This is a genomic window from Streptomyces sp. NPDC045899 (assembly GCF_056431485.1).
Genome location: NZ_JBWKKP010000014.1, coordinates 1 through 18,570 on the forward strand (window position 1 = coordinate 1; position 18,570 = coordinate 18,570).

An 18,570-nucleotide genomic window follows, 5' to 3' on the forward strand; every position below is an offset into this window, starting at 1 on the left:
CGCGGAGACCCCCCTCCCCCCCCAACCCCAAAAACACCACCCCGTCTACGGCCCCGGGGGGGGGGGGGGGGGGTGGGGGGGAAGGGGGGGGGGGGGGGGGGGGGGGGGGGGGGGGGAGCACCCCCCCCCCCCCCCCCCCCGCCGCCGACAGTCCCCACGGGCCCTGGAGCGCCAGCGGCACCACGAACAGGAACACCACGGTCGCGGCATTGGCCACCGCCCCGGCTGCCGTCAGCACCACGAACGGTCGGTTGCGGAACAGCCCGGGCCCCACCAGCGGATGCGCCGCGGCGCGCTCACACCGGACGAACACCAGCAGTGCCACGGCGGCCAGCGCCAGCGTGCGGACCACGCGGCCGGAGAACCAGCCCCACACCGGACCGCGGTCGACGAGGACCGCGAGCCCGGCCACCGCCGCGGTGAGCGTGACCAGGCCCTTCCCGTCCACGCTCCGCGGTGCCGCGGTGTCGCGCGAATCCGACGCCCGCGCCGCCCACGCCGCGGCCATCAGCGCCACCGGCACATTCACCCAGAACACCGCGCGCCAGGACAGTGCCCCGGTCAGCACACCGCCGACGAATGGACCGCACGCGGTCGCCACACCCCCGGCGCCCAGCGCCCACCCCAGCGCCCGGCCGCGCGCCCCGGGCGGATAGGCGTTCGTCAGCAGCGCCAGCCCCACCGGCATGGTGAGCGCGCCGCCCGCGCCCTGTGCCAGCCGTGCGGCCACCAGCACCGGCAGCGACGGCGCCAGCGCGCACACCAGCGAGGCCACCCCGAACACCATCAGACCCACCGTCAGCACCATGCGCCGTCCCAGCAGATCGCCCAGCCGCCCGGCGCCCGCCATCAGGCGCGAACGCGTCCAGCTGGACGCAGAACACCCCTGACGACACGGCCGCCAGTGACCGCCGTCGCGCGGCGGGACCGCCTTCCCTCATCCTCATGCACTCCTTCACACCCGCGGGAACAGGACGAACGCGGGGCTGAAGGGAGAAGGAGAGACGAGGACGGACGGGGGGAACGGGCCGGAACGCCCGTGGGCGAAGCGGCGATCGGTCAGCGGCGGGGCGGCAGCCGGTGCAGTTCCACGGCGGTGAGCCGGCCGGCCTCGATCGCGGCTGTCATGAACGTACAGTAGGGCTGTCTGCGCCGGTCCGTGGGGGAGCCGGGATTGAGCAGTCGCAGCCGCCCGTCCTCGGTCGTGGTGTCCCACGGGATGTGGCTGTGGCCGAACACCAGCACATCCGCCTCGGGGAAGAGCTCCGCGCAGCGCCGCTCCCGGCCCCGCGCCGCCCCCGTCTCGTGCACCACGGCGAACCGCAGCCCGTCCAGCTCCACCCTGGCCACCTCGGGCAGCCGCGCCCGCAGTCCGGGCCCGTCGTTGTTGCCGTACACGCCGATCAGCCGCCGGGACCGCGCCTCCAGCAGATCCAGGGTGGCCGTGTCGACCCAGTCGCCCGCGTGGAAGACCACATCGGCGTCCGGCAGCCGGTCGAGGAGTTCCCGCGGCAGGACCTTGGCACGCCGGGGCAGATGGGTGTCGGACATCAGGAGCAGACGCACGGGGCGACCGTACCGCGCGGACCGCCGCGCCGACCGCATCCCGCGGTGGGCCGACCGTCTCCGCCCCCGGGATGAAATAGTGTGTCAAGCGAACCGACGGACGGGGAGGCGGCGATGGCGGACACCACGGAGGACCGGTACCCACGGCCACCGGTCTCGGCGGCCGAGGCCGAGTGGGTGTGGCGGCTGTTGTCCGTCCAGGCCATGGAGGAGGGGGCCAAACCGGAGACCGTGCGGCTCGCGGTCGTGGTGGGGCTCGCCCGGGCCAGTGGCGCCCGGTACGGCGGCCTGCTGCGCTGTACGGTCCGGGCGCTCGACCTGGACGCCGGATGGGTGACGCTCGAACACGGCAAACACCGTGTGCCGCGCCGTCACGGGCTGGATCCCGGCACGGTCCTGGTGCTGCGCCGCTGGCTGCGGGTGCGCCGGGAGCTCTGTGCCGAGCTGGAGGGGTCGGTGCCGGACGCGCTGTTGCTGACGGTGCACCACACCCATGACCACGGGGTGACGGTGGCGGCGGGGCTGCCCATCACCCGCCAGGGACTGGTGCTCTCCTGGCGCCGGTTCGCCCACCGCACCAACGCGCGGTACGCGGCGCGGCGGCCCCCGCTGCCCACCCGCTTCGAACAGGTCCGCCGCGCCTGGGACGGCTGAGCGTTCCGCATCCGGGGCGGGGCCGCGCCTGCGACCCCGCCCCTTCCGGCCGGGCTACGCGGCCGCGGCGACCGTCACGGCGTGTGCGGTCACCGAGAAACGTGCCTGTGCCGTCGCGCCGTTGACCTCGACCGTGAGCGTGGCGGTTCCCCGGCGCAGCGCGGTCAGGGTGCCGCTCACCGGGTCGTACGCCGCCACATGGCGGCGCCCGGCGTGGGCCGGATCGCCGATGAACAGGGTGGCCGAACCGCGCCAGTCCGCGCTGACCGGGAACCGGACCGGTACCCGCCGGGCGCTGGGTCCTTCGCCCTGGATCAGCTCCGCCGTCACCGTGGCGTCCTGTCCGGCGGGCAGTCGGGCCGGGGCGGTGACGGTGAGCCCGTCCACATGTGGCCGGGTCTGGACCGACACCCAGTCCGGCCCGCCCTTCCACGGTGCGCGGCGCGCCTCGGCCCGCGCCTTCGGCGGTACGTGGTCCACCCCGACCATCGACCAGCCGGTGAAGCCGCCCCGGTCCGCCGGGGTGGCCGGGTACTTGCCGGAGTTGCCGTTGATCAGATACGGGACGCCGTCCACCCGTGAGGCGTGGAAGGTGCCGACGTGGGCGCCGATGAAGGCCGCGCCCTTGCCGCTGGTCCGGCGGAAGTCGGCGAGCCAGTTCTCCAGCAGCGCGGCTTCCTTGCGGTCGCTCAGCTGGCTGCCCTGTTGCGGGGTGGGATCGCGTGGCGGGACGTGCTCGATCACCATGACCGAGCCGACGCCCCGGTCGCGGGCGGCGGCCTCCAGCTGGGCGCGCAACTCCTTGATCTGGTCGAAGCCCCCGCCGCGCAGTCCGAGGCTGGAGGTGTCGAGGGTGATGAAGCGGGTGCCGCGGTGGTCGAAGGTGCGGTGTGCGGGCCCGAACTCGGCTGTGAAGTTGTCGATCCGTCCCCCCATGACCTCGTGGTTCCCGGGCACGTAAGTCCAGGGGACGGAGGCGCCGAGCTCCTGCGTCAGCACGGTCCGGGCGAAGGAGAGGTCGGCGGGCGAGCCCTCGTCCACCAGGTCCCCGTTGATGACCACGAAGTCGGGCCGGGCCGCCTTGATCTCCCGCAGGGTGCGCCGGGCCTGGGCGACGATGGGGCTGTTGGGTTCGCGTGCCACGAACTGCGCGTCGGACATCACCGCGAACCGCCAGTCGCGCTTCCCGGTCCGTGCCGCGCTGTCGATCAGCGGATCCGGGTCGGGCGACTGCGCGGGCAGGTCGACGGCGGGCGGCACCCGTGCCGTCAGGTCGTCGATGACGATGCCCCCGGTGTACTGCCGGGCGGGGCCGGTCTCGGCGAGGTAGAAGCGGTGGACCGTCAGCGGGTAGGCGACCCCGGCCGGAACGGTGAAGTCGATATGTCTCCATCCGGTCCAGGTCACATACGGGCCGCGCAGCAACTGGTCCGAACCCGCGGCGTCCTTGAGGTGCAGCGTGGGCCACGCCCCCTTGCCGTCCCCCTTGATCCACAGGCCGAACGACTGCGGCTGGCCCTCCACGTCGATCGGCCGTGGCGGGGTGACATAGGCGGCGCGGGTGGCGGTGGACTGGGTGAAGTCGTAGGTCAGCTTCAGCCCGGTGCCGGTATGTCCGTCGGGTGTGGCCTCGGCCGAACCGGAGGCGCGCGCCTGGCTGAAGGTCCACTGGCCGGCGTCGTCGAAGGCCGCCTCCCGCTGTTCGCGGAGTCCGACGGTGACGGCGAGCACGGTGCTGGCGTTGCCGACGCGGACCGTCACCCGGCCCGCGGCCTCCTCGCCGCGTGCCGCGACGGTGAAGGAGCCGGTCGAGGTATCGGGGGTGATGGTGAACAGCGTGTGGTCGTAGTCGAGGTGGACGTCGGACGGTTCGACGGGGGCGCCGGCGCCGTGCGCGTCCAGTCCGACGATCCCGAAGCGGCCGGTGGACCGGGCATCGGCCAGTCCGAGCAGCCGGGTGGTGGGCCGGATCCGGTCGAGGCGGTCCAGCACGGTCAGTTTCAGTGCGCCGCGGGCTGAGCCGCGCCGGGCGGTGACGGTGGTCGTACCGCCGTGGCGGGCAGTGAAGGTGCCGTCGGCGGAGACCCGGCCGACGCGCGGGTCGGCGGTCCGCCAGTGGGGGGCGCCGGTCGCGGGTCCGTAGGTCTCGTCGTATCCGGCGGCGGTGAGGTGCCGGGTCAGCCCGGGGAAGACCCGCTCGGGGTGGCCACCGCGGACCGGGTCCGCGGTGGGGGCTTCGGCGGGGTCGGTCGCCGTCTCCACCCAGAAGCCCTTGAGCCGTCCGCTGCCGTCGGGGGCGGTGAAGGCCAGTCCGTTGGGCACGATGCGTTCGCTGCCGTCGGACGGGCTGTTCTCCACCTGGGTACGGTCGCTGCCGGGTTCACGGGCCACCAGGGTGGAGGAGCCGCCGCCGTCGAGATTCAGCGCGCCGTAGGAGCCCGCTTCCTTCATCATCAGGCCCAGTTCGGTGAGGGTGACCCCGCCGCTGTCGGCCTGCCGTCCGTCGACGGTGATCACCTGCATACGGTGGCCGTCCTGGGAGAAGCCGACGGCCGTGCGGGGTGCCGCGGTGTTGTTGCCCTCGCCCTCGTGGCCGATGGGTCTGCCGTCCACGACGAGTGGTTCCCGGCCGCTGACGGCGGTGCGGGGGAGGTCGCCGTCGGCGGCGCGCGGCCGGTACGTCATCCGCACGCCGTCGCCGACGGCCAGTGCGGAGAGGGCGTCGGCCCCGGCGTCCTTGCCCACCAGCAGTGTCGTACCGGCCGGGACGGAGCCCTTGCCGGGGGCCGAGGCGGCCCGGCTGACCTTGCCGTCCACCACGGCCACCTCGGCGGTGCGCCGTGCGCCGTCCACGGTCTGGGCCCGGTCCGCCTCGCCCCACTGGGCGTTGTAGGCGCCGATGCCGTTCGCCGGGACGTTGGCGGCGTTGAGTGCGGCGAGCGGGTGGTCGCCGTCGGGCAGGGTGAGGGTGCCCTCGAAGTAGAGCTGGAGGAGGCGGCCCGCGGCCTGCGGACCGATGCCGACGGCCCTGCCCGGACCGGTGGCGGAGGCGGAGTTGACCACCTGTCCGTCGCCGATGCCGATGCCCTCGGGGGCCCCGGTCTGGTTGATGTCGAAGAAGTCGCCGTTGATCGCGGCCACCGTGCGGCGGCCCGGTCCGGGGTCGTGTCCGGCGGCCAGCTTCGAGACCGGTTCGCGCTTCGCGACCTTCTCGGGGTGCAGATAGTCGACCCCGGACCCGGCGGTGAGGTCCACCGACAGCGAGTCGACCCGCAGCCACTTGTCGGACTCCAGTCGGTCGTACGAGGTCAGTTCGACGCCGGGGGCGACGGGGCGTGAGGTGCGGGCGGTCTGCAGACCGTCGCCGCCGGCCACGGGGGTGGTGTCAGCGGCGCCCTTCTCGCCCTCCGCGGCGGCGGGCGGTGGCGGCGCGATGGGGCGCAGCATCTCGGCCGCGTCGCGGGCCAGGGGTTCGGGGGCCGGGGCGCGGGTGTCATCGGCGGCGGCCGGTCCCGCGGTGCCCGCCACGAGGGCGGAGACCGCGGCCAGCACCGCCAGGGGTCTGGTGAACGCGACAGGACGCATGGCAACTCCCTGAGGCCATGGGGCTCGCGTGGTTCACACGCACAGCGCCCCAGCATCGCGGCGGAGTTGACCGGGCACCAGAAGGCGTCGGCGACATCCTGGGGAACATCTGTCCGGGCCGGCGGGTGAGGCGGCCGGGGGAGAGGCGTCAGCCGCTGGTCAGGGCGTCGAGATAGACCCAGTCGCCGTCGTGCCGGGAGAACCGGCTGTTCTCGTGCAACTCACCCGCACGGCCGCCTTCGGTGTAGTGCGCGCGGAACTCCACGGTGCCGGTGGAGTGGAAGGCGGTGCCGTCCGTGGTGCCCAGGATCTCCAGACCGGTCCAGCGTGTCCCGGTCTCCAGGACGATCCGGGGCGGTCGGGTGTCGGGGTGCCAACTGCGCAGCAGGTATGCCTCGTCCCCGACGGCGAAGGCGCTGTAGCGCGAGCGCATCAGCTGTTCGGCGGTGGCTGCCCGGGCCTGTCCGCGGTGCAGTCGTCCGCAGCAGTCGTCGTAGTCGGCGGGCAGCCCGCAGGGGCAGGCGGTGGGGGTGGTGCGGCGAGGCGGCCGTGGCGCTCGCTTGCGTTGGGACATGGGTCCATTGTGACGGGTGGGGCAGAGGGGATCGTCCCGGGGAGCGCCGGGCCCCGGGACGTCCTGCTGTCGGTCAGCGGGCCGACAGGTGCCGGACGAAGAACGCGCGCACCCGTTCGCGTACGGCCGGGACGGAACACTCCGGGTCCATGGTGCCGATCAGCCGGTTCCGGGTTTCGGCGGATATCAGTCCGGCGGCCTGGAGCTGGGGGAGGAGTGCCGCGTAGTCGGTGAACACCCAGTGCGCCGCGTCGTTCAGTTGTGCCTGTGCGATCCGTCCGCCCGAGCGGTCGAGCAAGGGCGACCAGGAGCGTTCCAGCGCCGCCCGCTCGGTGAAGCCGTCGGTCCGCATCAGCAGCAGTGGCCGGTCGGTGCCGTGGCGGGCGATGGGCAGCGGTTCCCCCGGCCGGTCCGGCGCGGTCGGTGCCTCGTCCAGGAAGCCTTCGAGGTTGACCGCGGCGGCAAGGCGCCGGTCCTCGTACAGTGCCTCGGCCGCGGTGGTGCCACCGGCGGAATGCCCGTAGACGCCCGTCCGCTCCAGGTCCAGCAGACCGGGCAGTCCCGCGGGGAGGGGGCGGTGGTGTGTGCCGGGGTGGTGGCCCGCGGCCAGTGCCGCCAGCCGGTCCAGGACGAACCGGGTGTCGGCGACCCGGGCGGCGATCGCGGTGTGGAACTGCGGCGGGTTCATCCGGGGGTCTCCCCGGAAGACGGTCGGGCGCAGCAGCGTCCTGCGGTAGGGGGCCGGGCGCGGGAAGGCCACCTCGCTCGCGTCGCCGGGGTGGTCGATCGCGACGACCGCGAAGCCGTGGCTCGCCAGGTCCTCGGCGAGTCCGGTGCCCAGGGTGCGGGGGTCGCCGCCACCGGGGCTGTGGAGCAGCACCGGGCACGGAGCGCGCCGCGCGGGCGCGTCGGGGTGGGCGTGGGTCGCGGTGGCGGCCCAGTCCACCCCTTCCGACGGCAGTCCCGGGCGCAGCAGCGGCGCCGTCTTCCGGAACGAGCGGGCGGCGCGCGGGGTCATCTGGGGCGCCACCGGGCCGCCGTGGCCGCGGGCCGGGTACCACACCGTCACCATCAGCTCCCGCACCGGAATGGCCTCGTCCCACGGGTCGCGCCGGGTGTGGTCGACCAGATGCAGGGTGGTGACGCCGATCCGGTGCGGTCCGGTCGGTGCGGGCAGCCGTACGGTCGGACCGCCGCCGTGGCCCGTGCCGCGGGCCCGGGCCGTGCCCGCGGCGCGGGTGAGCAGTGCGGCGGTGGCCAGTACGGCCGAGGTGGTGACGGCCCGTCGGCTCACCGCGCGGCTCTCGCCGTCGATGACGTTCCGGTGTGTCATGGGCGTTCTCCCTGTGTGTCCCCTGGACGGATCGACCGGTCCTGCGGGCGCGGGTGGCCGTGTCGGGCCGACCGGTCCCGTTGGCCCGGGTGGTCGGTGTGACGCCGGTCCTTGTGCCGTCGGCCGGTGAACTGGATCCTGGCCGCCGCGGGGGTGACGGGCGAGCCTTGAGGCCCTGGCCTCAAGGCTGGTGCGGCGCCGTCAGGGGGAGCAGTGATCCGGATCCACGGTACGGCCGCCGATGTGGCCCAGGTGCGGTTCGCGCCCCGTCCCGCTCCGCTGCAGGAGCTGAACGTGGCCTTGAGCATGATGTGCCGGACCGACGGCGAGCTGCTCTTCGGCCACTGGCGGCGGCGGGCGCTGCGCGGTCTTCCGGCGGCCGTCCAGCCGCTGGGCGACCTGGTCCCGGCCGCGGTCGCGCCCGTGTTCCTCGATGTGTTCCACGACGATCTCGACGAGGGTCTGGCGAGCGTCCGGGCCACACCGCGTGCCCTGGTCCGCTCCGAGATCGAGCGGGTGTACGCCGCTCATCCGCGTCGCGCCCCAGGGTGGCTGCACGAACTGCACCGGGGCGGGCCCGGCGGCTGGCACCTGCTGGGCCGGGCCCAGCGGGCGGCGTTCGAGAGCCTGGTGCGCCCGGTGTGGTCGCATGTACAGGACCTGCACCGGGAGGAGTTCAGCCGGCATGCCCTGGCCGTGGCCGAGGACGGGGTCGGCGCCGCCGTGGCCGCCCTCCTTCCCGGTGCCCGCTGGGACGGGAGCGGCTGGGAGATCGCGGCACCGGTGGAGCGGCGGATCGCCCTGGACGGACGGGGTCTGGTGCTGCTGCCCACGTTCCACTGGACCGGCGGCCCGCTCATCTCCGATCTGCCGGGCCGGCCGGTGGTGCTGACCTACGCCGCGGGGCCGGGTGTCCCGCCGGCGCCACCGGTGGCCGGGGCGGACGACGATGCGCTGGCCGCGGTGGTCGGGCGGACCCGTGTCGAGATGCTGCTCCTGCTGGCCCGCGCGCACACCACCGGTGAGCTGGCCCGTCGGCTGCGCGTCAGCAACGCCACCGTCTCCGCCCACACCGCCGCGCTGCGGGGTGCGGGGCTGATCACCACCGTCCGCGCGGGACGTGCGGTGCTGCACCGACGCACCGCTTTGGCGGGTCTGTTGGTGCGCCGGAGCGGTGCGGAGGGATGAGACTCCCCCCCCGGAGCCGGTCGGCGGTCCGTGCGCTCAGGCGCGCAGCGGGGCCAGGAGCGCGTCGTCCACCGGGACGGGGCGTTCCTCGGGCAGCAGTGCGGCCGCCGCGTCCAGTTCGTCCGCGCGCACCAGCGCGTGGATCTCCCGGGCGAGCGGGGTGACATCGGTGATGGCCACCGTCCACTCGTCCGCGTAGCGGCGGGCCGCCTCACCGGAGAGCCCGAGCTGGAGGGAGCGGTACGGCAGGGGCCGCAGCCGCAGATCGCGCTCCGGATCCCACTGGACCCGGGACGGCGACCGCCGCAACTGCCGCTGCCAGGAACCCTGATCGGGGTGCAGCCCGCGCACGTAGTGCGACAGACAGGCGTTGCGCAGCGCCCAGTCGAAACCCTCCCGGGTGATCTCGACGGCGAGGACGGTCTCCTGACCCTCTTTCTCACCCCAGCCGCAGCGGTACATCATCCACAGGAACGACGGTTTGATCCAGGTCATCCGGTCGCGCTTCCACGTGGCCGGGAACCGGCCCTCGCGGGCCGCCGGACGGCCGATGTGCGGCCCGTACGCCTGGTACACGGTGACCGTGGCGGCGGTGTGGAGCGCGCGGATCTCATGGCGGGGCCGGTGTGGTTCCACCGGCCCGTGGTGGTGCGTTTCTTCCATGGGCACCCAGGGTGGCCCGGTCCGCCACCGTCCGGCCAGCGATTTTCGACCCGGACGGGTTCGATGTGCCCTGCCGGCTGTCCGCCCGTGCCCGGCTCGTGGTCGGATACCGCCCATGGGTTCCCGACGCGACGTTCCGCAGGCCGTTCCCGGTTCCGGTGCCGCTGCGACCGTGGTGGGGGTGGACGCCTGTCCCACCGGATGGGTGGCGGTGACCCTCCGCGCGGGCGCGTTCGCCGGTGCCGGGACCGCCACCGGACTGGCCGAGTTGCTCTCCCGGGTGCCGGAGGCCACCGTGGTGGCCGTCGACATGCCGCTGGGGCTGCTGGAGACCGGTGAGCGGCGGGCGGACACACTGGCCGTCTCGGAGATGGCCCCGCACCGGTCCCGGGTCTTCCCGGTGCCCCCGCGCGAGGTCTGGCTGGAGGAGGACTACGCCGCGGCCAACCAGTGCTGCCGCCGCATCACCGGGCGCGGGATGAGCCGTCAGACCTGGGGTCTCGCGGCCAAGCTGCGCGAGGCCAACGCCTGCCGCGACGGCGGTGACCACCGGCTCCACGAGGTCCATCCCGAGGTCTCCTTCGCCGCCATGAACGGCTCCCAGCCGGTGGCCTGGAGCAAGAAGAGCTGGAACGGCCAGGCGGTGCGCCGTGGGCTGCTGGTGGCCGAGGGCATCGTCCTGCCCGAGGAACTCGGTCCGGCCGGACGGGTGCCGGCCGACGATCTCCTGGACGCCGCTGCGGCGGCCTGGAGCGCCCATCGCATCGCCCGCCGGACCGCCCGGAGCCTGCCGGATCCGCCCGAGCTGACGGAGGCCGGGCTGCCCGTCGCCATCTGGTGCTGAGCGCCGGGGCCCGGTTGCGCCGCGACGACGGCGGGAGGCCGCCCGAGCCGTGCCTCGGGCGGCCTCCCTTCCCACCCCCGGATGTGGTCCCTGGGGCCGCGGCGACCGCGGCGTCACGGGGGTGGGCGGATGCCGTCGGATCAGGTGTGGATGCCGTGGGCCCGCAGATAGGCCAGCGGGTCCACATCGGATCCGTAGCCCGGCCCGGTGCGCACCTCGAAGTGCAGATGCGGTCCGGTGGTGTTGCCGGTGTTCCCCGAGCGGGCGATGCGGCGGCCCGCCTCGACGGTCTGCCCGGCACGTACGCCCACGGCCGACAGGTGCGCGTAGTGGGTGTACAGGCCGCCGGTGTGCCGGATGACCACCTGGTAGCCGAAGGCACCGCCCCATCCGGCGGCCACCACCCGGCCCCCGGCGGCCGCGTGGACGGGGGTGCCGACCGGCACGGCGAAGTCCACGCCGGTGTGTTGTCCGGACGCCCAGCGCCCGCCGCGCGTCCCGTACGCGGCGCTGACCGGGCCGGTGACCGGGGCCTGGTGGACACCGGTGGCGGACTTCCGCGGGGCCGAGTGGCGTGAGGCGGCCGGTGTGGCGCGCCGCGGCGCGGAGCGGTGCGCACGGACCGGGGCGGAGGGCAGGGCGAGCCGCTGCCCGGGTCGGATCACATCCGGATCCACGCCGATGGTGGCGCGGTTGGCCCGGTAGAGGGCCCGCCAGCCGCCGTTGACGGAGGACCGCCGTGCGATGCCGGACAGCGTGTCGCCGCGCACCACCGCGTATGACCCGGAGGTCGTGCTCCGTCCGGCCGGATGCTGGGTGCGCGGCTTCCCGGCGTGCCGGCCCGGTGTCTTCCCCGACGATCCCGCCGAACCCTTGCCGGGAGCTCCGGCCGAGGGTTTGTGATGGGGCGCCGCCGGACGCGCGGCACGGTGTGGGGACGGCGGTTTGGCGCTCCGGGAGCCGCCGCGGTTCGCCACCGCGGCGGGCGGGCCGGACCGGGTCAGCCGCCCGCGCGCCGAGCACACCGGCCAGGCTCCCGGGCCCTGCGCGGCGAGGACCTTCTCGGCGACGGTGATCTGCTGGCCCTTGGTGGCCAGATCGGCGCGCGGGGCGTAGGCGGTACCGCCGTAGGCGGCCCAGGTGTGCTGCGCGAACTGCAGCCCGCCGTAGTAGCCGTTGCCCGTGTTGATGCGCCAGTTGCCTCCGCTTTCGCACTTGGCCACCCGATCCCAGGTGTCGACCGGTGCCGCCGCGGCGACGCCGGTGCCGAGGATCGGCAGGACGATGCCGACGCTGCCCGCGGTCAGCGCGGCGCGCAGCGGGGAGACCCGGCTGTGCGCCGTGGAGCGACGGTGACTTCCTCGTACGGCCATGGGGCTGGTTCCTCTCCACAACGGCTCTCGACTCGCCCTCCGGAGGCCCCGGTGGGCGATATGAGTACCGCAGCCGGGCTCGGGCGGTCACAAGGCGCAGGGGGCCTCATGGATCGCCGTGCGCCGCCGGGTCGCGCCCCCCGTGGGGCTGATGCTCCCTCAGTTGCGCATGAGCGGGCGCGTGGAGGGTCGGGGGCGCACGGACCCGGCCGCGGCGGAGGGGGCGTTGGCACGGCCGTGCCGGTGATCTCCGCGTGGTGGACGGTCCGGGCGTTGATGAAAACGATTTTCGGGCCGAGCGCGTCGGCCCCGCTATTCCACCGCATTCGTTTCCCGGTGATCCGTCACGGATGCCCGGTGGACGCTCGGTGAATTACCCGTGAGTGAAGGATGGTTGGTCCTCGCATCGGAGTTCGGCGGCCCAATGCGGTGTCCCGTACCGGGCGTTCCGGGGGGACTGGATCTTCCGTAGCGCAATTGCCGTGCCTCCTGGACAAGATCGGTCACATGACGGGCCCGCTCGGGCCGGCCCGGCCGTAACCCTGCCGTCCGCGGCGGAACCGACCGTTCCTTGCTTCGCCCGGGGCACGGAAAGCCGGTGCGGTGAGGGGAGCACGGAGAAGGCCGTACCGCTGCGGCGGAGGAGAGCGGAGAGAGAAGAAGGGAGCCGGTGGGAATGGCGGCGGGAATGGGGAACGGCCGTGCGGTACGGGGGAGCGCGGGAGTCCCCGGGAGGGCGGCAGCGCCGAGGGCCCGGTGGCGCCGCCGGGCGCGCGGACCGATGGCGGTACGACAGTGGGGCAGGTGGCCGGGGCCGGGCCGGGCGCCCTGGGGTGCCGATACCGGCTGAACGCACCCATGTCGGCCGGGGATTCCGGACGGGAACTCCTGGCGGGCCGGGCGGGATTGCGGGCCACGGTCCGGGGACCGGCCGTCCGTACGCGGGCCGTCCTGCTCCGGCCGAGGCCGGAGGGGAAGGCGTTCCGGGCTCCTGGCCGTCGTCGGACCCCAGGTGGGGATAGCGACTTGACGTACCGTTTACCCATTGTCCCGACGGCTTGTCGGCCGTGGGCGAGTCCGTGCCGCCGGGGTACGGGTGGCGGATCTCCCGGAAACGGAGTCCCGGCGCGGTGCCGGAATCTGGCGGAGAATCACGTGGACCGCGTATAGCGGGAACCGCGTCGCCGGTCATACCATTGGTACACCTCCACTTCTCCACGCCATCCCGGGGGCCGCCCGTCGGCGGGGCCCCGAGAATTTCACCCCCGCGTCCCGCGCGATCGGGAGCCGGGCGACAACCGGTGCCGCCATTTCCGTACGGCTCCGCCGCTCGCTCCGGGAAACCGTACGCCGGGGGATCACGGCAGTGGGATGCGTAGCGCGCCTACGCCATATGCCGGTCGTTCTGGGTCTGCTGCGGTCTGCCTGCCGTCGTACTCGGCGCTACGCTTTCTCCATGGACGCGATCACGGGGGCGCACAGGGCGCCGGAGCGTGCCGTGAGACGCCCGCCGGACCCCGGGCGGTGGGCCGTCCGGCCGTTCGCCCGTGCTTCCCGGGGATGGCCGGAGGGCGGCAGATCCGTTCGCGGACCCCTCAGCGGACCCGGCCGGGCGTCCCCGCAGTGTTCCGTGCTCAGGAGACCCGGTGCCCGTTCCCGTGGCGTCTTCCCTGGTCCCGGCCCGGTCGGCGGCCGTGACCAAGGTCATGACGGTCTGGCCGGAGCCCCGGGTAAAGTGCCGGTGTGGCCCGAGTCGTTGAGCTGATCAGTTACCCCATCAAGGGATGCGCCGGAGTGTCCCTGACCGAGGCGTCGCTGGGGGAGGCCGGTCTGCCGTATGACCGCTCCTTCATGGTGACCGACGAGGACGGGGTCTACCGCACCCAGCGCCGCCATCCGGTGCTCGCGCTCATCCACCCCCGGGTGGACGACGACGGTGAGCGGCTCACCCTGACCGCGCCCGGCGCCGGGGAGCTGAACATCGGCATCGACACGGTGTCGGCCCGGCGCGACGTCGAGCTGTTCGGTTCGCCGTACCAGGGCATCGACCAGGGCGACGAGGTGGCCGCGTGGCTGTCGGACGCACTGGGCGTGGGCTGCCGACTGATGCGGGTGCCGCCGGAGCACGCGCGGGTGGCCGCCGGACTCACCCCCGGCACCTCGGGCTACGCCGACAGCAACGCGGTGCACATCGTCTCCCGGTCCAGCCTGGCCGAGCTCAACCGGCGGATCACCGATGAGGGTGGCGAACCGCTGCCGATCACCCGCTTCCGCCCCAATGTGGTGGTCGACGGATGGACCGAGCCGCACACGGAGGACCGGGTCCGCCGGCTCGCCATCGGTGACACCGAGCTGGGCTTCGCCAAATCGGCCGTCCGCTGTGTGGTCACCACGGTCGATCAGGCCAAGGGGGTCAAGGCGGGGCCGGAGCCGCTGCGCACCCTGGCCCGCTACCGCAGGGCGCCCGAAGGCGGAGGCACCCTCTTCGGCACCAATTTCTCCGTGATCCGCACCGGCACCCTCGCCGTGGGGGACGAGCTGGCCGTGCGGAGCTGGGACGGGCCGCCTCCGGGGGAGTGAGGCCGACCGGTCTGTCGCCGCCACGTGGTGCGCCTGGCGAGCGGCTGCGCGCTGCCCTCCACCGCGTCTCGAGCGCGACGGGGCTCCGGCGCGTCCGGAACCGGTGGGTGTTCCGTCATGATTCCTCCCATGGCCGATCGCCGCCGCCCCCGCCGGGAAGGACTCCTCGATGACGCCCACCGAGCTCGCCGCCGCCGCTCAGCGGGCGCTCCCCGAGATGATCGACGACCTGCGGACCCTGGTGGAGCTGGAGACCCCGAGCACCGACAAGCGGCTGCTGTCCGCCGGACTCGCCGCCATCAGCGACTGGGTGGACGAACGGCTCGGTGGACCGGACGTGACCGAGCGGCACGATGGCGGAGAGTACGGCGACACACTGGCGGTGACCTGTCGCGGCACCGCGCCGGGGACCGTGCTGCTGCTGTGCCACTACGACACGGTCTGGCCCGCCGGGACGCTCGCCGAGTGGCCCTTCGCGGTGGAGGACGGCCGGGCGTGCGGACCGGGCGTGTTCGATATGAAGACCGGCATCGTCCAGGCCGTGTGGAGCGTGCGGCTGGTGCGCGAGCTGGCGCTGCCGCACCCCTCGGTGCGGCTGCTGCTCACCGGCGACGAGGAGATCGGCAGCCCCGCCTCCCGTCGCCATATCGAGCGGCTGAGCGAGGACGCCCTGGCCACCCTGGTCTTCGAGGCGTCGCTCGACGGGGCGGTCAAGACCGCGCGCAAGGGCGTCGGTCTGTTCGATGTGACCGCCCGCGGTGTGGAGTCGCACGCGGGGCTGGACCCGTTCGCCGGGGCCAGCGCGATCCACGCCCTGGCCGAGATCGTGCCGCATATCGCCGCGCTCGGCTCGGCGGAGCGGGGAACCACCGTGAACGTGGGGCTGATCAGCGGCGGCACCGGCCGAAACGTGGTGGCCGCGCGGGCGAGCTGCGGTGTCGACGTACGGATCGCCGACCCCGCCGAGATGGCGCGGATCGACGCCGCGCTGCGGTCCCTCAGCCCCTCCGACCCACGGGTGCGGCTGACCGTCACCGGTGAGTGGAACCGGCCGCCGATGGTCCCCGACGAGGGGTCCCGGCGGCTGTACCGGCTGGCCCGCGCCGTCGCGGCCGAGCAGGGCTGGGCCCTGGAGGAGACGGCGGTCGGCGGGGCGAGCGACGGCAACTTCGTGGCCGGGCTCGGGCGGCCTGTCCTCGACGGCCTGGGAGCCCTCGGCTCGGGCGCCCACGCGCGCCACGAGCACACCGTGCTGGCTCCCGTCCCGGTCCGCACCGCGTTCACCGCCGGTCTGCTGAACGCCCTGGCCGCGGAAGACCCGGGGGCGTAGCGCGGGTGGCCGCCGCCGTACGGAACGACGGCGGCCGAGACGGCGGCCGGAGCGCGGCTACCGCTTGCGCGCGAGGCCCGCGTACACGGTGACCTGCTCGCCCGGGGGCAGCAGCGTCTCCTCGGAGGTGTCCGGACGCCAGTCCGAGACCCGGACAAGTCCGGAGCCCACCGGTTCGAGCCCTTCGAAGAAACGCGCCACCTCGGTGCGGGAGCGTGGCCGCAGCGTGACACCGGACCGCCGGTAGAGCTCGACCACCTCCTCGCCCGCCTTCGGGTCGACGTCCGACGTGGCGTGTGAGAGCACCAGGTGGCTGCCGGGCGCGAGCGCCTCCACCAGACGGTGCACCAGTTCGTACGCGCCGTCCTCGTCCCCGATGAAGTGCATCAGTGAGATGAGGGAGAGGGCGATGGGCCGGTCGAAGTCCAGTACCTCACCGGCCTGTTGCACGATCCGTGCCGGTTCGCGCACATCCGCCTCGAGGTAGTGCGTCAGCCCCTGCGGTGTGCTGCGCAGCAGCGCCTCGGCGTGGCACAGCACGATGGGATCGTTGTCCGTGTAGACGATCCGGGCGTCGGGCACGACGGCTTGGGCGATCTGGTGCAGGTTCGGCTCCGTGGGTATGCCGGTGCCGATGTCGAGGTACTGGCGGACGCCCGCGTGGGCGAGCCATTCGGTGGCGCGCCGCATGAAGGCGCGGTTGGTCCGGGCGGAGGTCGTGACCGTGGGGTCGATGGCGAGCATCCGCTTCGCCAGTTCCTCGTCCACGGGATAGTTGTTCTTGCCGCCCAGGATGTAGTCGTAGACGCGGGCGGGGTGTGGTCTGCTGGTGTCGATCCGGGTGGGCCCTGGATCCAGGTCCGGCATGCTGCGCTCCATGGGGGTCGGCGCGATCTGCGGAGGTGTACGGGGTGACGGGGCGCGGGTTCAGGAGACGAGGAAGTCGGCCTCGCCGGCCTTGGCGCCCTGGATGAAGGCCACGATCTCACTGTGGGTGTAGATCAGAGCGGGCCCGTCCGGATCGGTGGACTGGCGCAGCGCCACGCGCCCGTCGTCCAGCTTCAGGGCCTCGACGCAGTTTCCGCCGTTGCCACCGCTCCACGGTTTCTGCCAGCCCTCGCTGCCGAGGTCGGACGCGCGCATGCCGTTATAGATGCGATCCATCGAGATCAGAGCTCCTCGCGGAGATCCATCAGGATCTCCTTCGTGCGTCGTGCGGTTGCCGCCTGTGCGGCCATACGGTCCATGGCCTCCAGATGGGCGGCCACCTCGATACGTTCATCGAGGTAGACGGCGCCGGTCAGGTACTCGACGTACACCATGTCCGGCAGTTCGGGGACAGCGAAGCGGAAGAGGACGAAGGGGCCGTAGGTGCCCGGGTGGTGGCCGGAGGCGAACTCCGTGATCTGGAGTGTGATGCGCGGTTGCTCGGTGGCCTCCAGCAGCCGGTCGATCTGGCGGCGCATCACCGCGGCGGAGTCGACCGGACGGCGCAGCACCGTCTCGTCCATCACCACCCACAGCCGGGGCGCGTCCGGGCGGACGAGGAGTGCCTGACGCTCCATCCGCAGTGCCACATGGCGCTCGGCGTCCCTCGGCGCCGCCCGGCCGATGGCGCCGGTCTGCATCACGGCGCGCGCGTACTCCTCGGTCTGGAGCAGTCCGGGGACGAAATGGGGCTCGTAGGCCCGGATCATCTCGGCCGACCCCTCCAGGCTCACATGCACGCTGAACCAGTCCGGGAGGATGTCGTGGAACCGCTGCCACCAGCCGGGCTGGTTGGCCTCCTCGGTCAGGGTGATGAACGCCTCGAGCTCCGCGCCCCGGATCCCGTAGGCGTCCAGCAGCAGTTGTACGTAGGGAACCTTCAGCGCGACCTCGGCGGTCTCCATCCGGCGGACGGTCGCGGGCGCGACCCGCAGCACCCTGGCCGCCTGTTCACGCTTGAGCCCGGCCTTCTCCCGCAGGTCCTGCAACCGCCTGCCGAGAACGACGTGGCCCACGGTCGGGGCCGACCGCGGTTCGCTCACCAGATACCTCCCCTGACCTCCCCCTTGCTGATGTTCGCAGTGTGCCATGCTCAGTACGGCGCAGACACACTGCACTTGCGACTCTGCACATTCCAGAGTGCCCCTTGCCAAGTGTGAGGGGCGGTGCGCATAGTGGCGTCATGATCCCGTTAGCGCAGCCGTGGCCGGGCCCTGCCCCGGACCGCGGCCGTGACGCCGCCGCACTCCGCGCAGGCGCAAGCGGCCCGACCTTTGCGATGTGCCCGTAGATGACTCACGCCTTCGCCGGTGCGCTGCCCGGCCTCGTCCGCGGCCGGTTCCGGCAGCGTGGATCCCGTCCGGAGCCGGGAGGCCGCCGCCGGCTGGCGCTGCCACCGGCGTTGCGGACGGGCCGCGACTACGACGCCGTCGGACTGGTCGAGAGCGACGGGCGCCGGGTGATGGATCTGCTGCCCCGGGCGGGATGTGTGCTCGCCCACGGCGGCCGCTGGTGGTGGATCGTGCCCCCGCAGTCGGATGTCGGGGTGGAGTGGCCGCCGATCGCGCTGTACGCGGTCGGCGGCATGGTGTCCGGTGCGGCCGAGGGCCGGTCCGGCGCCGCGGACGAGGATCCCCGGGTGGTGCACTCGCCGGACGACCGCGAGCCGTACACCCATCCGCTGTTGCTGCACATCGCGGTCTGCGCGGTGGCCGGGGTGGCCCCGGCCTGGCCGCGCGAGGACCGGCGGCCATAGGTCCTGTCCTGCTGGTCCTCGCGGGTCCGCGACGCCTGGCACCGCGCCTCGCCGCGTGGTCGGGGTCATCCGGGTACGCCCGGTACGAGGACGACCCTCCGCCGTGCGATGCCCGGTACCGGACGCCGCGGCCTGAT

At 73.7% G+C, this 18,570-nt stretch carries 16 protein-coding genes; 6 read left to right on the forward strand and 10 right to left on the reverse strand.

What is annotated here, in order from left to right; all coding sequences use genetic code 11:
* Positions 1-808 (reverse strand): MFS transporter (locus tag AC07FT_RS21385; RefSeq protein ID WP_479177621.1); only part of this gene is annotated, 808 nt, incomplete at its 3' end.
* A 251-nt stretch (positions 809-1,059) separates the two neighbouring features.
* Positions 1,060-1,566, reverse strand: coding sequence for a metallophosphoesterase family protein (locus tag AC07FT_RS21390; RefSeq protein WP_479177622.1), 507 nt, complete (start codon positions 1,564-1,566; stop codon positions 1,060-1,062).
* A 114-nt stretch (positions 1,567-1,680) separates the two neighbouring features.
* Here AC07FT_RS21390 and AC07FT_RS21395 point away from each other — a divergent pair, with 114 nt between their 5' ends.
* The gene (locus AC07FT_RS21395; protein ID WP_471199684.1) at positions 1,681-2,220 is read left to right on the forward strand and encodes a tyrosine-type recombinase/integrase; all 540 of its coding nucleotides are present in this window, start codon (positions 1,681-1,683) and stop codon (positions 2,218-2,220) included.
* Positions 2,221-2,274: 54 nt separating this feature from the next.
* Here AC07FT_RS21395 and AC07FT_RS21400 read toward each other — a convergent pair whose 3' ends face one another.
* The 3 genes from AC07FT_RS21400 to AC07FT_RS21410 form a co-directional block, all read right to left on the reverse strand.
* Complete coding sequence (locus tag AC07FT_RS21400; protein ID WP_479177623.1) at positions 2,275-5,805, reverse strand: phosphodiester glycosidase family protein; 3,531 nt, start codon at positions 5,803-5,805, stop codon at positions 2,275-2,277.
* A gap of 148 nt (positions 5,806-5,953) precedes the next feature.
* Positions 5,954-6,379: a YchJ family protein gene (locus AC07FT_RS21405; RefSeq protein ID WP_479177624.1), complete on the reverse strand. Its 426-nt coding sequence runs from the start codon at positions 6,377-6,379 to the stop codon at positions 5,954-5,956.
* A 73-nt stretch (positions 6,380-6,452) separates the two neighbouring features.
* Positions 6,453-7,712 (reverse strand): alpha/beta hydrolase family protein, encoded by a 1,260-nt coding sequence (locus AC07FT_RS21410; RefSeq protein ID WP_479177625.1) that lies wholly within the window; start codon positions 7,710-7,712, stop codon positions 6,453-6,455.
* Positions 7,713-7,925: 213 nt separating this feature from the next.
* Here AC07FT_RS21410 and AC07FT_RS21415 point away from each other — a divergent pair, with 213 nt between their 5' ends.
* A complete protein-coding gene (locus AC07FT_RS21415; RefSeq protein ID WP_479177626.1) occupies positions 7,926-8,900 on the forward strand; it encodes an ArsR/SmtB family transcription factor in 975 nt (324 codons plus the stop codon).
* 36 nt (positions 8,901-8,936) lie between these two features.
* Here the strand turns inward: AC07FT_RS21415 and AC07FT_RS21420 are convergent, their stop codons facing one another.
* Complete coding sequence (locus tag AC07FT_RS21420) at positions 8,937-9,563, reverse strand: DUF4291 domain-containing protein (RefSeq protein ID WP_479177627.1); 627 nt, start codon at positions 9,561-9,563, stop codon at positions 8,937-8,939.
* 115 nt (positions 9,564-9,678) lie between these two features.
* On the opposite strand from AC07FT_RS21420, the gene AC07FT_RS21425 reads away from it, so the two are divergent.
* Positions 9,679-10,407, forward strand: coding sequence for a DUF429 domain-containing protein (locus tag AC07FT_RS21425; protein WP_479177628.1), 729 nt, complete (start codon positions 9,679-9,681; stop codon positions 10,405-10,407).
* A 140-nt stretch (positions 10,408-10,547) separates the two neighbouring features.
* Here AC07FT_RS21425 and AC07FT_RS21430 read toward each other — a convergent pair whose 3' ends face one another.
* Positions 10,548-11,780 carry a transglycosylase family protein gene (locus tag AC07FT_RS21430; protein ID WP_479177629.1) on the reverse strand — a complete coding sequence of 411 codons (1,233 nt, stop codon included), beginning with the start codon at positions 11,778-11,780 and terminating at the stop codon, positions 10,548-10,550.
* 1,743 nt (positions 11,781-13,523) lie between these two features.
* On the opposite strand from AC07FT_RS21430, the gene AC07FT_RS21435 reads away from it, so the two are divergent.
* Positions 13,524-14,360 carry an MOSC domain-containing protein gene (locus tag AC07FT_RS21435; protein ID WP_479177630.1) on the forward strand — a complete coding sequence of 279 codons (837 nt, stop codon included), beginning with the start codon at positions 13,524-13,526 and terminating at the stop codon, positions 14,358-14,360.
* A 169-nt stretch (positions 14,361-14,529) separates the two neighbouring features.
* The gene (locus tag AC07FT_RS21440; RefSeq protein WP_479177631.1) at positions 14,530-15,690 is read left to right on the forward strand and encodes a M20 family metallopeptidase; all 1,161 of its coding nucleotides are present in this window, start codon (positions 14,530-14,532) and stop codon (positions 15,688-15,690) included.
* Between the two features lie 57 nt (positions 15,691-15,747).
* Here AC07FT_RS21440 and AC07FT_RS21445 read toward each other — a convergent pair whose 3' ends face one another.
* The 3 genes from AC07FT_RS21445 to AC07FT_RS21455 are packed head-to-tail and all read right to left on the reverse strand — an operon-like array spanning position 15,748 to position 17,720.
* Complete coding sequence (locus AC07FT_RS21445; RefSeq protein WP_479177632.1) at positions 15,748-16,557, reverse strand: SAM-dependent methyltransferase; 810 nt, start codon at positions 16,555-16,557, stop codon at positions 15,748-15,750.
* A 60-nt stretch (positions 16,558-16,617) separates the two neighbouring features.
* Positions 16,618-16,854 carry a DUF397 domain-containing protein gene (locus tag AC07FT_RS21450; RefSeq protein WP_254748536.1) on the reverse strand — a complete coding sequence of 79 codons (237 nt, stop codon included), beginning with the start codon at positions 16,852-16,854 and terminating at the stop codon, positions 16,618-16,620.
* A 5-nt stretch (positions 16,855-16,859) separates the two neighbouring features.
* Complete coding sequence (locus tag AC07FT_RS21455) at positions 16,860-17,720, reverse strand: helix-turn-helix domain-containing protein (protein ID WP_479177633.1); 861 nt, start codon at positions 17,718-17,720, stop codon at positions 16,860-16,862.
* A 248-nt stretch (positions 17,721-17,968) separates the two neighbouring features.
* On the opposite strand from AC07FT_RS21455, the gene AC07FT_RS21460 reads away from it, so the two are divergent.
* The gene (locus tag AC07FT_RS21460) at positions 17,969-18,433 is read left to right on the forward strand and encodes a hypothetical protein (protein WP_471199718.1); all 465 of its coding nucleotides are present in this window, start codon (positions 17,969-17,971) and stop codon (positions 18,431-18,433) included.
* Positions 18,434-18,570: the final 137 nt, after the last annotated feature.

Excerpts from the sequence above, each read along its gene's own strand:
- AC07FT_RS21445 (WP_479177632.1), bottom strand. The coding sequence starts at position 16,557 with ATGCCGGACCTGGATCCAGGGCCCACCCGGATCGACACCAGCAGACCA.
- AC07FT_RS21395 (WP_471199684.1), top strand. The coding sequence starts at position 1,681 with ATGGCGGACACCACGGAGGACCGGTACCCACGGCCACCGGTCTCGGCG.
- AC07FT_RS21400 (WP_479177623.1), bottom strand. The coding sequence starts at position 5,805 with ATGCGTCCTGTCGCGTTCACCAGACCCCTGGCGGTGCTGGCCGCGGTC.
- AC07FT_RS21405 (WP_479177624.1), bottom strand. The coding sequence starts at position 6,379 with ATGTCCCAACGCAAGCGAGCGCCACGGCCGCCTCGCCGCACCACCCCC.
- AC07FT_RS21410 (WP_479177625.1), bottom strand. The coding sequence starts at position 7,712 with ATGACACACCGGAACGTCATCGACGGCGAGAGCCGCGCGGTGAGCCGA.
- AC07FT_RS21440 (WP_479177631.1), top strand. The coding sequence starts at position 14,530 with ATGACGCCCACCGAGCTCGCCGCCGCCGCTCAGCGGGCGCTCCCCGAG.
- AC07FT_RS21450 (WP_254748536.1), bottom strand. The coding sequence starts at position 16,854 with ATGGATCGCATCTATAACGGCATGCGCGCGTCCGACCTCGGCAGCGAG.
- AC07FT_RS21420 (WP_479177627.1), bottom strand. The coding sequence starts at position 9,563 with ATGGAAGAAACGCACCACCACGGGCCGGTGGAACCACACCGGCCCCGC.
- AC07FT_RS21425 (WP_479177628.1), top strand. The coding sequence starts at position 9,679 with ATGGGTTCCCGACGCGACGTTCCGCAGGCCGTTCCCGGTTCCGGTGCC.
- AC07FT_RS21430 (WP_479177629.1), bottom strand. The coding sequence starts at position 11,780 with ATGGCCGTACGAGGAAGTCACCGTCGCTCCACGGCGCACAGCCGGGTC.
- AC07FT_RS21460 (WP_471199718.1), top strand. The coding sequence starts at position 17,969 with ATGACTCACGCCTTCGCCGGTGCGCTGCCCGGCCTCGTCCGCGGCCGG.